13 protein-coding genes are annotated in these 13,846 nt (G+C 53.8%); 4 read left to right on the forward strand and 9 right to left on the reverse strand.

The window, feature by feature from the left end; all coding sequences use genetic code 11:
* Nucleotides 1-16: 16 nt before the first annotated feature.
* Genes GOV89_RS06750 through GOV89_RS06765 form a run of 4 tightly spaced genes read right to left on the reverse strand, consistent with a single transcriptional unit; the run spans nt 17 to nt 4,403 of the window.
* The gene (locus GOV89_RS06750; RefSeq protein WP_171237869.1) at nt 17-1,510 is read right to left on the reverse strand and encodes a cryptochrome/photolyase family protein; all 1,494 of its coding nucleotides are present in this window, start codon (nt 1,508-1,510) and stop codon (nt 17-19) included.
* Nucleotides 1,511-1,513: 3 nt separating this feature from the next.
* Nucleotides 1,514-2,815, reverse strand: a complete 1,302-nt coding sequence (locus tag GOV89_RS06755; protein WP_348540156.1) for an FAD-binding domain-containing protein — start codon at nt 2,813-2,815, stop codon at nt 1,514-1,516.
* On the reverse strand, nt 2,755-2,895 hold the full coding sequence (locus GOV89_RS23035; protein ID WP_170575390.1) for a DUF2256 domain-containing protein: 141 nt from the start codon (nt 2,893-2,895) through the stop codon (nt 2,755-2,757). The genes GOV89_RS06755 and GOV89_RS23035 overlap by 61 nt, the downstream gene beginning before the upstream one ends.
* Complete coding sequence (locus GOV89_RS06765) at nt 2,892-4,403, reverse strand: FAD-binding domain-containing protein (protein ID WP_371810608.1); 1,512 nt, start codon at nt 4,401-4,403, stop codon at nt 2,892-2,894. The genes GOV89_RS23035 and GOV89_RS06765 overlap by 4 nt, the downstream gene beginning before the upstream one ends.
* Before the next feature lie 568 nt (nt 4,404-4,971).
* Between GOV89_RS06765 and GOV89_RS06770 the strand changes: the two genes are divergently transcribed.
* Nucleotides 4,972-5,418 carry a thiol-disulfide oxidoreductase DCC family protein gene (locus GOV89_RS06770; RefSeq protein WP_171181817.1) on the forward strand — a complete coding sequence of 149 codons (447 nt, stop codon included), beginning with the start codon at nt 4,972-4,974 and terminating at the stop codon, nt 5,416-5,418.
* A 174-nt stretch (nt 5,419-5,592) separates the two neighbouring features.
* Here the strand turns inward: GOV89_RS06770 and GOV89_RS06775 are convergent, their stop codons facing one another.
* The 3 genes from GOV89_RS06775 to GOV89_RS06785 all read right to left on the reverse strand — a co-directional run bounded on the left by GOV89_RS06775 (nt 5,593) and on the right by GOV89_RS06785 (nt 8,699).
* Nucleotides 5,593-6,912 (reverse strand): AarF/ABC1/UbiB kinase family protein, encoded by a 1,320-nt coding sequence (locus tag GOV89_RS06775; RefSeq protein WP_171237870.1) that lies wholly within the window; start codon nt 6,910-6,912, stop codon nt 5,593-5,595.
* 6 nt (nt 6,913-6,918) lie between these two features.
* Nucleotides 6,919-7,392: a DUF427 domain-containing protein gene (locus GOV89_RS06780; RefSeq protein WP_171181821.1), complete on the reverse strand. Its 474-nt coding sequence runs from the start codon at nt 7,390-7,392 to the stop codon at nt 6,919-6,921.
* A gap of 188 nt (nt 7,393-7,580) precedes the next feature.
* Complete coding sequence (locus GOV89_RS06785; RefSeq protein WP_171181823.1) at nt 7,581-8,699, reverse strand: pyridoxal phosphate-dependent aminotransferase; 1,119 nt, start codon at nt 8,697-8,699, stop codon at nt 7,581-7,583.
* Between the two features lie 41 nt (nt 8,700-8,740).
* Between GOV89_RS06785 and GOV89_RS06790 the strand changes: the two genes are divergently transcribed.
* Nucleotides 8,741-9,496, forward strand: a complete 756-nt coding sequence (locus GOV89_RS06790; protein WP_171181825.1) for an N-acyl homoserine lactonase family protein — start codon at nt 8,741-8,743, stop codon at nt 9,494-9,496.
* A gap of 48 nt (nt 9,497-9,544) precedes the next feature.
* Here the strand turns inward: GOV89_RS06790 and GOV89_RS06795 are convergent, their stop codons facing one another.
* The gene (locus tag GOV89_RS06795; protein WP_171181827.1) at nt 9,545-10,273 is read right to left on the reverse strand and encodes an SDR family NAD(P)-dependent oxidoreductase; all 729 of its coding nucleotides are present in this window, start codon (nt 10,271-10,273) and stop codon (nt 9,545-9,547) included.
* Between the two features lie 722 nt (nt 10,274-10,995).
* On the opposite strand from GOV89_RS06795, the gene GOV89_RS06800 reads away from it, so the two are divergent.
* Nucleotides 10,996-11,802: an MBL fold metallo-hydrolase gene (locus tag GOV89_RS06800; protein WP_245223326.1), complete on the forward strand. Its 807-nt coding sequence runs from the start codon at nt 10,996-10,998 to the stop codon at nt 11,800-11,802.
* Between the two features lie 2 nt (nt 11,803-11,804).
* Entirely contained in the window at nt 11,805-12,746 is a 942-nt protein-coding gene (locus tag GOV89_RS06805) for an MBL fold metallo-hydrolase (RefSeq protein WP_171237871.1), read from the forward strand.
* Between the two features lies 1 nt (nt 12,747).
* On the opposite strand, the gene GOV89_RS06810 is transcribed toward GOV89_RS06805, so the two are convergent.
* Nucleotides 12,748-13,806 (reverse strand): YeeE/YedE family protein, encoded by a 1,059-nt coding sequence (locus GOV89_RS06810; RefSeq protein ID WP_348540158.1) that lies wholly within the window; start codon nt 13,804-13,806, stop codon nt 12,748-12,750.
* Nucleotides 13,807-13,846 lie beyond the last annotated feature (40 nt).

The following is a 13,846-nucleotide window of genomic DNA, read 5'->3' on the forward strand; positions in this document are numbered from 1 at the left end:
ACCATAGAGTTCATGCTCATTCCATCCGTCCCAGAAAGGCTTCAGCCGTCGATACATGCTTGGTTTTGACCTCTGGCGACATGCGCTCAGCCGTACGGCACATCATCGCCCAGCGGGAATTGCCAGCCAGTATATCGCTGTGTTTCAGGATAAAGCGCCAATATAGACCGTCCCATATATCGGCCCAGGGCCCCTTGCCCCAATGGCTCATTTTGCGAACATAGTTTGAACCCGAAAAGTACGGCTTGGTGGTGATCAACCCGCCATCGGCATGCTGGCTCATCGCGTAGGCATTGGGAACCATAACCCAATCATAGCTGTCGACGAACATTTCCATGAACCAGCGATAGACATCGTTGGGATCAATCTCGCACAGAAACATGAAACCGCCCAGAACCATGAGACGTTCAATATGGTGGCAATACCCTGTCCTAAGCACCCTTTTGATTGTGTCGTCTAGCGGATCAATGCCAGTGCTTCCGTCGTAGAATGCGCGGGGTATGGCGCGGTGATGACCCCAATGATTTGTCGTACGCATCGGTACACCCAGGCTTTCATATGTCGCGCGCATAAACTCACGCCAGCCAATGATCTGGCGGATGAAACCTTCTACTGAATTCAGGGGAATGCCCTTGCGATCCGCATGCGCCAAGGCAGCATCCAAAACTTGTCTTGGTGTCAGCAATCCAATGTTCAAAGCAGGCGTGAGAACGGCATGCCACAGCCAGTTTTCGCCCTCAACAATGGCATCTTCATAGTCGCCAAAGTGATTGAACCGCCGTTCCAGAAACTGCGCCAGCCAATCGGACGCAGCTTTGTGCGATGTCGGATAATACAACTTATCCAAGCTGCCCAGTGCATCTGGAAACTCAGCAAGAACACTTGCTTTTGCGGCTTCATCAACGGCGTCATGGGCGGGCCAATCGATCCAAGGCAGGCTGCCCAACAGCGCCTTGGGCACTTTTTTGCGGTTTTCCTCGTCAAAGCTCCATTGTCCGCCAGTTGGTTGATCGCCGTCCATCAAAACATTCAAGCGGCGGCGTTGGCTTTCGTAGAACTCTGCCATGAACCAGCGTTTGCGACTGGCAGACCAATCCAGATTGTCGGCTTGAGTGTTCAAAAAGCCGGGCGATGGCAGGATATCGAGCGTGATATTGGTTTTGCCAGCCGCTGCCCGTAAGCGTTTTTCTGCAATGAAGTCTACCGGATCAGCCATGACTATTCTGCTGACACTGCGGTCACGCAGACTTTGAAACAGGCGCAGGCATGCTCCCGATTGCCGCTCAAAGGGCCAAATCGCTGCATCAAATCCTCTGGCGACCAAGCTATCGCGATAGCGCGCCATAGAGGCACGGTGCAACCACAGCTTTTGCTTGTGCATCTTGGCCGGATAACACGCATCGCCAAAAAACAGCGGGTCTTCAAAAAGAACAACAGTGTCTGGGCGGGCGACCAGACCCGGGTGTTGCGCAAACAATTGATTGGGAAGCAGAAGAGCGGCAGTGGACACGGGCTATGGCCTTAATTGGCTGGCCAGGTTCAATTGGCCCAGAATCGACGGGATCTTCTTTCGAAGACCAAAGAATCCGGCCTTTGCATGAGTCCATGTCACAGCGTCGTAAGGTCGTATTATCCGGTTCAAAGACAGACCAGCGTCCCTCAATAGGGGTTCCGCACGATCCAATCGTGACCGAGTGGGACCGACAGGCGCATAGGCTGTCGCAATGGTTTTGACACCGGCATTCCGTGCTGCCTCGATCAACGGACCACTCCAATCCTCGGCGGATTGCAGGCGCTTTCCGTGAGGTTCCAGGGCGCTGTTCATCGCGCCTTCGGCAAAATCCGTTACGGCGCCTGCAATCGGGTTCGGAGACCGGCCATGCGTCGCCAAAAGTCCAATCGCGGCAGCAGGCGATGCCGGCATTACGCATTCACCTGTCAGATCATCCTCGGTCAAAAGCATAAGGTAAGGGCCCTCTGGGGGCTTTTGCGGCATCAGAAGCGGAATGAACGGGTGTTCTGCTGTCTCGGTCAGAGGTTCCGCGAATTTGGCGAGGCCTTTTGGTTGAAACTGTCCGTCGGTGTATTTGGCAATATTGTCCGGACGCGCGAGGTAGGTTTTGCCTTTCGTGTGCAATCCGCCAACCCATCGCCAACTCAGCGTGTTCGACGCGGGATCGCCATCCAGCAAATGCCGCAAAAAGAAATCCGCGCCAAGCTGCCAGGGTATGCGGAGTGTAAAAATCCAGATGGATGCAAACCACATTCGCGCATGGTTATGAAGGTAGCCGGTCGTCACCAGTTCCCGTGCCCAATGATCGAAACAGTCGATGCCGGTATTGCCATTCACTGCATCGTTGAAACGGTTGTCTAGACCCGCATCATTTGCCAGCCTCTCACAAGCGTTCAACAGATCCCGCTGATACTGTGCCCAGACGCTGGGCCGCTGTTCCAGCCAGCCTTTGAAGTATGTGCGCCAGAACACTTCTTGTACGAACTTCTCCGCCGCGTCGGAATTACGGGACGCTAGTACAGTTGCCAGTAGCTCTTGTTCCGTTATCAAACGGTGGCGCAGCCAAGGTGACAAACCCGATACATTGCTGCGCTGATCGGTCCCAAAATCGTAGTTCCGCTTACCCGCATAATGGCGACCGGCGCGTCCCACGAACTGCTTCAACCTTTTAAGGCCATGGGTTCGTGTGGGCTTGAAACTGAACGTCTCTTTCGCTTCTGCAAGTTCGGGAAAAATCTCGGTCATGCGGCCGACCTGCATTTCTTCGAGCAGTATTTCACTTGATCCCAAACGTTTTCCCATTTCTTGCGCCAGGTGAAAGGGCGCTGGCAGACCGGGCAGATTTTCTGGGGCAAATCGGCTTTCTTCCGCATCCTCATCATTTGTCCCCCAAAGGCAGGCCGAGTTGCTCTTGATCTTGAGACGACCGCGCATCTTTGCGCGCAGTCCGTCTGGTCTTTCGGCTCGCGTGTTTTGTCGCGATGTCGCGCGCTTCCGAGCGAAACACCGCACTCCGGCGGACGCCCCACACCCGCTCGCGCGCGGCTTTGGCTGCTGCGAGATGGTCAAAAATACGCTCTGGATAATGCGCTCCGATGACGTGTTTCCCGTCCGGGGCTTTCCAGGGTTCGTGGATGTGCCGATCCGAAATATCGGCCAGTTCCGGCACCCATGTCCGAATGAACACCCCTTCTGGATCCTGATCATATCCCTGCTTAACTGGATTATAGATGCGCACGGTATTGATGCCGGTGGTGCCTGATTGCATTTGCACCTGGTTCCAGTGAATGCCCGGCTCATAGTCGGTAAACATGCGCGCCAAATGCTGACCAGGGGCTCTCCAATCCAGCCAAAGATGATAGCTCGCAGTCGCCATCACCATTGCGCGCATCCGAAAATTGAGCCACCCCGTTGCTTGCAACGACCGCATGCATGCGTCCAAAAACGGATATCCCGTTTCGCCTTTGGACCAAGCAGCCAAAAGCGCGCCATCTGGCGCTTTTGGTCGAAGCCCGTCGTAGAGCCGATGCAGATTTTCAAACTCAATTCGAGGCTCATCCTCGAGTTTCTGAATGAAATGGCAATGCCAATGCAATCGGCCCGAGAACGAGCGAAGCGATTTGCGCCAGTCCTTTGCTTGCGGCGGCAATCTGCGTCTTTGCCTTTCAGTCGCTTGCGATACCTCGCGCATCGAAAGCGCGCCCCAAGCCAAGTGGGGCGACAGCCGCGAACACGCGACGGCCCCCGCCAAGGGGCTGGACATTTGGCGTTGGTATCTTTTGCCACGGCGGGTCAGAAAACTGTTCAGCCGTTCCAAACCCGCAGCTCGTCCCCCGACCTGACGACCAACGCACAGATCATCCCGCAAGCCGAGATCGCGCGCCGTGGGAATATACCCCGGTTCTATGTCGATAGGCTCTAGCGCAACTGGTGACGAAACGGGCAATGCCATAAACTTGTCCCAACCTTCCGCCCAGCCGTCGCGAGACTTGAGCCTGCGAAAAACGCCGTGGTTCTGCACTTCGTGCCACTGCACACCATGATCCCTGCACCATGCCGCGACCTGACGGTCCCGCTGATACGTCCAGTTATTTCCTGTTTCCTCGTGTGACCAAAGTACGTCGACTAGACCACGATCCTTCAACTCGGATAGGACCGACACAATTTGCCCGGTGCGCACAACAAGAGGCTGGCCAAGTTCCCCAAGGTCTTTTCGCAGTCCCGCGATTGTCTCAGCAACAAAGTTCCAATGCCGTGTTGACGCGTCGGGTTGCTGCCAAAGCTCAGGCTCAACCACATAGAGTGGTAGAACTGTTCCGACCTCGGACGCTTGCGCCAGTGCCGGGTGATCATTTACCCGTAAATCCCGTTTGAACCAAACGACCTGCACGATACCTCCGTTTTTCAAATATTGTACGCATGGCCGCAAACAATGGATCTTTGTTCCAATCTCCTCCGCATTTCGCTGTTGACGTGGCATTTGCACAGACGCAATTGGCCTTAGGCACTTGAAGGTCGGAAGTTGCCGCGAACTCACTGATGAGAGCTTGGCCAGGAGTACGGGACCTAGGCAAACGTGAAATCGAATAGTGACGGCTCCGAGCTCTAAAACACCAAGCAAAGAAACGGGTTAGCCAAACTCTACTTTGTTCGAACGTCTGATTTCTGAGCACACGTTAAAGAGACCACCCCGACGAACTTTACGCTGCAAAGCAGCGTCGGCATTCTTGGCAGTGCACCCCAAACCATTCACCCCCAAGATCACTGCAAACGAGAGAAAGCAATATTCAAACAGAACCATCTTGTTTGCGCGTCCAAAGCGTTAAGTTTGGCTGACAGCATCCTTAGTTGCGGCTTCATAACGCACCTGAGTGCAGCTGGTGACCCCTCGTTTCTTCGGTTTTTGCGCTAGCTCTTGCGAACGTATGGGCGAAACCCAAGAGACAAGGCCAAACAAAATGTACAATTCGGATAATGATGAGGTTGCGCTCACATCTGATGATGCCGGTCAATCTCTTACTACGGTGTACTACGACGGATCTTGCCCACTTTGCTCCGTTGAGATCAGGCACTATGCTTCTTGCGAGGGCGCTGAACGTGTGCGGTTCGTTGACGTTTCAAAATCCAATGCTCTTATTGATGCAAATCTAACGCGGCAAGAAGCAATGGATCGATTCACTGTGCGTCGACCAGATGGAGAACTTGTATCCGGTGCGCGCGGGTTCACGGAACTCTGGGGCACTTTACCCAAATGGCGTTGGCTAGCACGTGTGGCAAGCATTCCGGGGGTAACGCCTCTGCTAGAGCTTGCATACCGGATTTTCCTGCCCCTAAGGCCGACGTTTTCGAGGATCGCGTATCGGGTCGGAGCGGAGCCGGTTAACAGGACGGGTTCGTCGACGTGATCAACTTACACGATGGTCATTTCTAAAGCCGGGTTTGGTTCGTCAAAGGGGTTCTCGAACCCGAGCCTGGCAACATTCGCATCGCACTTGCGCATTGTTTTGGGTTGGTCGCGCATATCGGTGACACTGGTTTGTAATTGTTCGGCTTGCTGGTTTGGAGTAAATTGTGGTCGTTCAGATGACGTACTTTTCAAGAAGCGTCTTCACGGGAAGCGAGGCGTTTAATCGCGTGGCTAATAAGAACATACCCCCAATCTTTCGCTGAAGGTAAAGAATGTCCATTGGCAGCTGGGGCGGGATATACCCGGCCGCGGCCAGGGCCATACTTTCTTTGTTCAGGTGGTTGGAGAGCGTTCGATCAGAAAAATCAAATTCATTCTCGGATAGGATTGCGTCAAAAACGCTGCGGATCATTCCAAGGATTCGGTCGTCAAATGGGCCATCACCTTCAATAAGCTTCAGTTGTATAGCAGCCTTACGAAGCGCCGCACCGTCTTCAAGCAAACCGGCGCGCAACAGATCCACATATCCATCTATTGCAGATGGTTGCAGTGCGCGTGCCGCGCCAAAATCCAAGAGACTGATTTTTCCATTGGATGGGTTGTATCGGTAGTTGGCAAAATTCGGATCGCTTTGCATGATCCCGAACTCGAAAACCTCGCGCAGCGTGAGCTGGACCAAGGCTTCTGAGACTCGATTGCGGTCCTCGCTGGTCGCATCACCCACGGCTTCGATAGGGCGACCTTCCAGAAAGGACATCGTTAGAACTTCTGGCGTACTCCAATCTGGATAGAACTCCGGGATTTCAAACGCTTCATCATTCTGCAAGAGGTCAGCAAAGTGGCGCAGGTGCTGTCCCTCGCGTTCATAATCGGTTTCTTCATGCAGTTGACTTCGCGCCTCTTGGATATACGGATCCAGATCAAAGCTCTTGGGAAGCAAACCTGACATGCGAACCAGAGCCGCGACATTGGCCACATCGCTGTCGATACTACGAGCTATTCCCGGATACTGCACTTTGATCGCCACATCGCGCCCGTCTTTCAATGTCGCACGATGTACTTGCCCGATACTCGCTGCCGCCATGGGCCTTACATCGAAGGCTTGGAAGGATTTTCGCCAATCTGGACCCCAGGCTCGGTTCAGGACGTCACGCAATTGTTTCGGCGGCATGAAATGCGCCTGATCTCGCAGTCGCGCCATGATGTCAGCCAGTTCAGACGGCAAGACCTCACCTGCATCCATCGAAATCAACTGACCCACCTTCATCGCGGCCCCACGCATACGCGCAAGCTGATCCGCAACGCGTGTCACGTTGCCGGGTGTCATCAGCAAACCACGCATATCGGGTCGCGCACCGCGACCGATCTCTCTTAGCGCGCGGACTGCCACGTTCCCCGCAATGCCTGCCGTCATGCCGCTCAAACCGGCAACACGGACCAAACGGCTTGTAGGAACAGCCAAAGGGGAAGGCGAGGTTTTAGGGTCGGTCATCAATACTCACCAAAATTCCGTTCCCGGAGCACCTTTGATGCGACCCTTCAAGTTTTCGGTGACCCAGCCTCCATAGAAGTCCCCGGGTTGCGGGATCACCCGGTACTCACCAACAAAACAAGCGTCCATAAGTCCGGCGTAAAAGGCGAGATAGCCCTTAATCTGTTCAAATCTGGTGGTTGGTGCAGCATAACTCCACGCAGCTTTCTTTGCCGCGGCCGCCCCGCTCTGAACGTCCCAGTAGCTCGCAACACCCTTCCACTCGCAGTACGATTTACCCGAGGTCTTTGTCAGAACGGCATCAATGTCTTGCGGCGGGATATAATACGTAGGGGCGTGATGGGTTTCGAGAACCTGAAACGCCTGATCGGTCTCCACGATGGTTTGACCGCCGAGTTCGATCCGCATCCGATGGGGTACAGCCCGTAGCGCAGGTGGTCGCGGATAGTCTTGGACGTTTTCAGTTGTCCAACCTGTCATTTCGAACCTTGGTTATGAATCGGTTGTTCCATCTTCGAACTAGCGCGCGACCAACGCTATTCTAGCAGAAAAGCTGTCAGCACATGGCGGGTGAACTTGCACCACAATTGAGCTTAGTATCAGCTTTGAGCGGACGGCATTTTTTGACCGGCGTTGCAGACCGAGAAACCGAAATGTGTGTCTTATGTCTACCAGTTCGCCAACAGTTCGCCCATGCGCTCTAGGCCAAGGTCAAGGTTGGCAGCAGCCCCTCCCCCCACACCCAGTCGGATGTGGTTTTGCATCCCGTAAGACGAGCCCGGCAAAAGAAATGTCCGATAGGGATCGGCGAGCAAGCGTTTGGCAAAAACATCGCCATCAATCCCGTCGAGCCGTGCCAATCCAATCAATCCAGCCTGAGGTTTGACCCAATTCAGGCGGGGCTGATCGGCAACATACCGATCAAGGCTTTCCAGTGTCTCAATCCCTGCTGCCCGCGCAGTTTTTATAGCCTGATTGTATCGGTCAGGCCGCAGGGCAATTTCGGCAATAACTTCGCCGAGAATATTCATAATCTCGCTAGAGTTTTCCCGCAGAACAATAGCGTCCCAAATCAGATCAGGATCACGGCATATCATCCAGCCGGTGCGCAGCCCTTGAAGACCCAATGCCTTGGAAACGCTGCCCGTCGTGATACCCCTAGGATACAAACCGGCGATCGAAGGGGCGCGAGACCCGTCCCACTCCAATCCCGCGTAAACCTCGTCAACAACCAGCCAAGCGCCGACGCGATCTGCAATTTGGACAAGCCTTTCCAGCTCTGCTTGTGTCATCAACTGCCCGGTGGGGTTATTGGGGTTGGTTATAAAGATGAGCCGCGTGCGCGCTGTTACTGCGGACTCAACTTCGTCTAGCGGCAATACCCAACCAGAGCTTTCTTCTCGGTCGACAACTTTTAGCGTCGCGCCAACTGCCTCTGCCAATACGCCCGCTTGTGGCCAGCCCGGGCGTTCCGTTACGACTTCGTCGCCCGGTTGGACCAATTGCATGAATGCAAGATAATTGGCTTCTGCTGCGCCAGCGGTGATCAGGACGTCGTCTGGCTTGCAAACATCAGACAAGCCAGCGCGGTCCAAGACATGTCGTCGTAAAGCAGGCAGACCCCGAAAGCTCTTTTGGTTCCAATCCAACGGCAGCGCTGGATCCAGCGCATCCATGAACTCACCCAAAAGCGGCGACGCGGACAAGGAAAACCCAATGAAGGCATCTGGATCCGCTTCTGTGGTATCCAGTAGGTATTGAAAAAGTGTGTGTATCTTGACTTTCATGCTCTACTCAAAATCCTTTTAGTTAATCCGGGAGAGAGTCTGTGCAAGCAAAGGGATTTGTCAAAGGGCGACCGATTGACCTAGCAGTTTTGGACTACGGTCTGTTCAAGGTCCATTCCACTGGCCGTATCATAGGGATCTGCGGGTTTCTCGTTCGGACAGATTTGGGAGAAGCTATACTCATCGACACTGGATTTCCCGAAAAATACGCGACCGATACCGACGCCGCAGTCAAAGAAGATCGATTGTACGAGTTCGGCGAGGTCTTGAAGTGTGAACCAGACAACCTGCCAAGCGCACAACTGGCAAAACTCGGGCTTACTCCGTCAGACATTACACTACAGATTTGTACGCACACCCACATCGACCACATCGGCGCTTTGGGCGACTTTCCAAGCAGTCCAATTCTTATCTCTGCTGCGGAGCGAGCCTTACCCCGCCCGTTGTACTGGGGCGATATGCGGCCTTTGGAATGGCCCGATCAGGATTACCTGGTTGTTGATGACGACGTAGAGATTGCGCCAGGTATCTTCGTTTTGATGGCACCCGGTCATGCGCCTGGCCAGATCGCGGTAATGGTCGATCTTCCGTCAGGGACGGTTTTACTAACCAGTGATGCGATTTCCCGACCAACAGAAATCGACGAGAAGTTTGCCGGGTCTTGGGACGAGGATTCAGCGATTGCCAGCGCAGACAGGTTGATGCGTCTGGCATCCGAGCGAGATGCATTTGTAATTTACGGGCATTGTCCAAAGCAGTGGCCCGTTCTGAAGAAAGCTCCAGAAGTCTACCGTTGATCCCAAGCTGTGGACCATTTTCCCAAAAAGTGATGTCGCACCTCAGAGTTATCTGACGTCGCGCCCTTGGTTCAGAACAATCACATTTCCACTGGAAACGTCACCAGCCGGCGAAATGAGAAAACCAACCCAAGAGGCGATTTGCTCAGGTAGCATCGCGCGACCATGCGGCATGGCACTAACGGCTTTCTCCAAGACGTCCTTGGTTAAGACATTGAACAACGGTGTCTCAGTCATGGCAGGAGCCAGCGAATTTACGCAGATTTTTTCATGTGCATATCGACGGGCGAGGTCTTTCGTTAGGGTATCCATCGCAGCCTTTGACGCCCGGTAATGGGGAGGGTCGAACACATCGAAATTGTAAGCTCCATTCGATGAGATGTTTACAATCTTCTTGACGCCTTCGCGTTCCAACATCAACTGAACCGCCTGCTGGCAACAATTGAATGCAGAGTTAAAGTTGATTGCCATCTGCTGTTCGAGTTCTTCGGGCAGAATGTGCGGGAAGTCAGACATGAAGCAGGTGCCCGCGTTGTTTACCAAAGCATCTAGACCGCCATACTCTGACCTAATTCCATCAAACGTATGAGCGATAGCAATGGGATCCGTTAAGTCAACGCAGATAGGCGTGAAATCCGAACCTAACTCCGCTGCCATTTCACCTAGGCCCTCCTCGTTGAGGTCCAGTCCAAACACGTGGAACCCATCTGCCCGCAGTTGGCGGCAGATGGCCTGACCCATCCCTCCTGCAGCGCCGGTCACAACCGCTGTTTTCATAGTCAGCACTCCCACATTGGCATGATTTTGGGTACTTCGAATTAAAGAAGGAAACTCACAACCCTTTTATCCGAAAGCCGCAAAAGTCAATTGTACTTGAATTCAGTGCATTTCCGTTTTGGGCTCAAGCTAGACTTCGCAAAGTCCGCTTTCTACGCATCGCAGACCTTCGCGAGAATCCAAGGTTCCTTAAGGAGGCCCTTTGCGGCATCGAGCAACGCACAGGACCATAACCGCAACGACTACGCCAAAACTGATTCAATTCACCGCTAATGCACACAATCACGCAGCGCAAAACTATGGACAAACTACGCAAATTTTTGCGGTGCACGAAATGTTATGTGCAAACCCACAAGCGTGTAGGATGCCGCGTAGGTGTTCGCGTCGCTTCTCAAAATCATTTAGAAATTTTACGCGCAGCAGCCCAAAGAAATTCGCACCGATTGCCCAAAACAATTCGCGATCCAATCTCGCTTGTGAGCTCCTAAGGGAGAGACCAAAAGCTGATCTGCAAATCGCCCCCGCCCGCAGATAGCTTGGCGGAATTCCATCCATCTGCATCTTTACTCATTTACAAATCAAAACATTCATTTTATTGATTGTGTATGAATGGAGATGCATTTTCACGACGCAGATTCTTGTGTAGCGCCGCTTGTATCGCAGCGCTTGGAGTACAATCCAGGTTCGTGAGGGCAGAGTTACAACTCGGTGCTTCGGCTCGCATGACAACCATATCAGACGGGTACCTGTCCTTGCCTCCGGATATGGTCTTTGGCGCCATGCCGCAGGCAGAACTCAGGCAGCTTTTGGACAACTACAAGGTGGACGCGACCAAATACGAGCCAGAGTGCAACGTGGCGCTTTATCGAGATGATCAAAACACGGTGCTGTTCGATGTGGGAGCTGGGCCAGATTTCATGCCCACTTCTGGTAAGCTTCTGGAAGCTCTTGAAACAACCAACCTGTCGCCCGAAGACATCTCGCACGTGATCTTCACCCATGCGCACCCGGATCACATTTGGGGCGTTTTGGATGATTTCGACGACCTTCTGTTCCCGAACGCTACGCATCACTTTGGCCGTAATGAGTGGGATTATTGGTGGAACCCCTCAACAGTGGATACCATTGGAGAAGATCGCGCTGCGTTCGCAGTAGGCGCAAAGCGGCGTATGGCAGCAATTGAGGATCAGGTCGCGTTCTTTGACGACGGGCAAGAGATCCTTCCCGGTATCGCCGCGCGCGCAAGCTATGGACACACGCCCGGTCACATGGCGTTTGAAATTCGCAGCAGCAGTGAATCCGTGATGGTTGTCGGCGACGCGTTGGGAAATCCACACGTAGCTTTTGAACGCCCCGACTGGCCCAGCGGGACGGATCAGGATCCACAGGCGGCCGCAGCAACTCGGAATTCGTTGCTGGATCAGATTTCCCACGGGCAAATGAAAACAATTGGTTTCCACCTGCCGAATGGTGGAATCGGCCGGGTCGAGAAGACTGGGTCTGCCTATAAGTACATTGGAGAGCCATAAAGATGCGATCGCTGGCGATTGTCTTGGCCCTGGTCACACAAGCTTGGGCAAGCGAGGATATTGCAGACCAATACCCTCAAAGTGTGCTGTATTCCAAACCGGTCGAATACATCCCCGGCGTCTATTCCGCCATTGGTGCAACCGCACCGCCGACCTACGAGAACTCTGGTCATAACAACAATCTCAGTTTTATCGTAACCGGGGAGGGCGTGGTCGTTATAAACGGCGGCGCGGCCTATGGGCTTGCTGAAGCGCTTCACCAAGAAATTCAGGCAATCACGGATCAGCCGGTTAAGCTTGTCTTCAACGAGAATGGTCAGGGGCACGCGATGCTTGGCAACGCATACTGGTCAGAGCTCGGTATTCCGATCATCGCCCATTCGGATGCTGCGGCTGAATTCGAGGAATATGGCTCTCAGATCCTTGAAGGAATGCAACGGTACAATCAGGACAAGGCGGAAGGAACCGTCCTGGCAGGCCCAACCGAGACATTCGAGGATGAATACGTTGTTGAAATGGGTGATTTCCGGATTGAGGCCAAATATCTCGGGCCGGCCCATAGCCCCGGTGATATATCGGTTTGGCTGCCGAACCAAAGCCTTGTCATCGCGGGTGACATGGCGTTTCACGAGCGAATGCTACCGATCTTTCAAGAGACCTATACTGCGGATTGGCTTGAGACCTGGGACAACGAGTTCGAAGCTTTGGGAGCCACATACGTCATCCCCGGACATGGTCATCCGACGAACATGGATCAGGTGCGCCGTTATACACGCGACTACCTGATCTATCTGCGCGGCAAGATCAAAGAGCATATGGATGCCGGCGGCGATCTGACCGAGGCTTACTATGTCGATCAATCACCTTTCGCCCATTTGGACACGTTTGAGGAACTGGCGACAAAAAATGCCGGGCGAGTATTTGAACAAATGGAATTCGAATGACTCAGGACGTTTGAGGAACAGGTATTCGCCTCAATAACTTATGCGTGCTGATCGCTCCTACCCACATGAAGAAAACGGCAAGCCACGCCGTCAATGACAGGGCGGACCCTCCCGAAAGCCCTGCGCCCACAGCGCAACCCCCGGCCAGCATGGCTCCAAACCCCATGAGGACAGCTCCAACAAGGTAGCGTTCCATCGGAGTATCCGGGCCAAACCGTTCGATCTTCCACTCCCCTGCAGTTAGGGCTGAGCCTGCGGCACCAATTGCTACGCCTGGAACAAGGCCGATACCAAAAGACAAAACAACGTTCCTCTCCGCAACCAAGCTCATTAGTGTATCCGTGGCCGGTCCGGTAAATGTGACTGACGACACGGGCACGACGTCAAAAGATGCTTGCGCGATCGCAAATGTCATCAACCAGCCAAGCGCCACCGCCAAACCAACGCCGGCGGCTGTTATGATCCTGATAGGCGCAACTCGCCGGTGGAACGCAAATGCAATTGCCGAAACCAACCCCAAAGCTGCAACGGCTGTATAAGCCACTGGTGAAAATCCAAGTATTTCTGAAAGATCTCTCGAGGCGCCTCCTGAGACAGTCCAGATCCCGGAAAGCAATTCGCGGGCAGGACTAAGAACGCCCGTGTAAGCAGCCTGAGCCACTAAGGTTAAAACCAATCCAGTAATCAAGGCGCGCAGATTACCGCAGGAGGCCAATACCAACAGGCGAGATGCACACCCGCGCGCCAGAACCATTCCAACGCCGAACATCGCCCCACCAATTATTGCTCCGCTAAGGCTGCCCGTCGACGCGATCGCGCGTGTCTCGGAAAGGTTCAACCACTTAAACGCGACAAAGGCCTGTACTAAGGTGAGCGCTGCGGTGAAGGCGATCAGCCAAACCGCCAGGCGAGGACCAAGCTCGCCTTCGGCGACTTCGATGGTCGACGCTCGCAAACAAAAGTGAGACTTCTGGGCCATCACGCCGAACAGGATACCAACAAGCGCACCGCCAAATGCCAAAGCGCCAGGGTCTCCCAACAAATCGATGAGCCTTTCCATCAACAGAAACTCTCACTTCGTTGCTTGCGCGTCCTTGTCT

Source organism: Ruegeria sp. HKCCA5763 (genome assembly GCF_013034545.1).
Lineage (GTDB): Bacteria > Pseudomonadota > Alphaproteobacteria > Rhodobacterales > Rhodobacteraceae > Ruegeria.

What these genes read in the sequence shown, in the direction of transcription:
- GOV89_RS06755 (WP_348540156.1), bottom strand. Translation starts at nt 2,815, where the DNA reads ATGGGAAAACGTTTGGGATCAAGTGAAATACTGCTCGAAGAAATGCAG.
- GOV89_RS23035 (WP_170575390.1), bottom strand. Translation starts at nt 2,895, where the DNA reads ATGATGAGGATGCGGAAGAAAGCCGATTTGCCCCAGAAAATCTGCCCG.
- GOV89_RS06770 (WP_171181817.1), top strand. Translation starts at nt 4,972, where the DNA reads ATGTACAATTCGGATAATGATGAGGTTGCGCTCACATCTGATGATGCC.
- GOV89_RS06775 (WP_171237870.1), bottom strand. Translation starts at nt 6,912, where the DNA reads ATGACCGACCCTAAAACCTCGCCTTCCCCTTTGGCTGTTCCTACAAGC.
- GOV89_RS06780 (WP_171181821.1), bottom strand. Translation starts at nt 7,392, where the DNA reads ATGACAGGTTGGACAACTGAAAACGTCCAAGACTATCCGCGACCACCT.
- GOV89_RS06785 (WP_171181823.1), bottom strand. Translation starts at nt 8,699, where the DNA reads ATGAAAGTCAAGATACACACACTTTTTCAATACCTACTGGATACCACA.
- GOV89_RS06795 (WP_171181827.1), bottom strand. Translation starts at nt 10,273, where the DNA reads ATGAAAACAGCGGTTGTGACCGGCGCTGCAGGAGGGATGGGTCAGGCC.
- GOV89_RS06800 (WP_245223326.1), top strand. Translation starts at nt 10,996, where the DNA reads ATGACAACCATATCAGACGGGTACCTGTCCTTGCCTCCGGATATGGTC.
- GOV89_RS06805 (WP_171237871.1), top strand. Translation starts at nt 11,805, where the DNA reads ATGCGATCGCTGGCGATTGTCTTGGCCCTGGTCACACAAGCTTGGGCA.
- GOV89_RS06810 (WP_348540158.1), bottom strand. Translation starts at nt 13,806, where the DNA reads ATGGAAAGGCTCATCGATTTGTTGGGAGACCCTGGCGCTTTGGCATTT.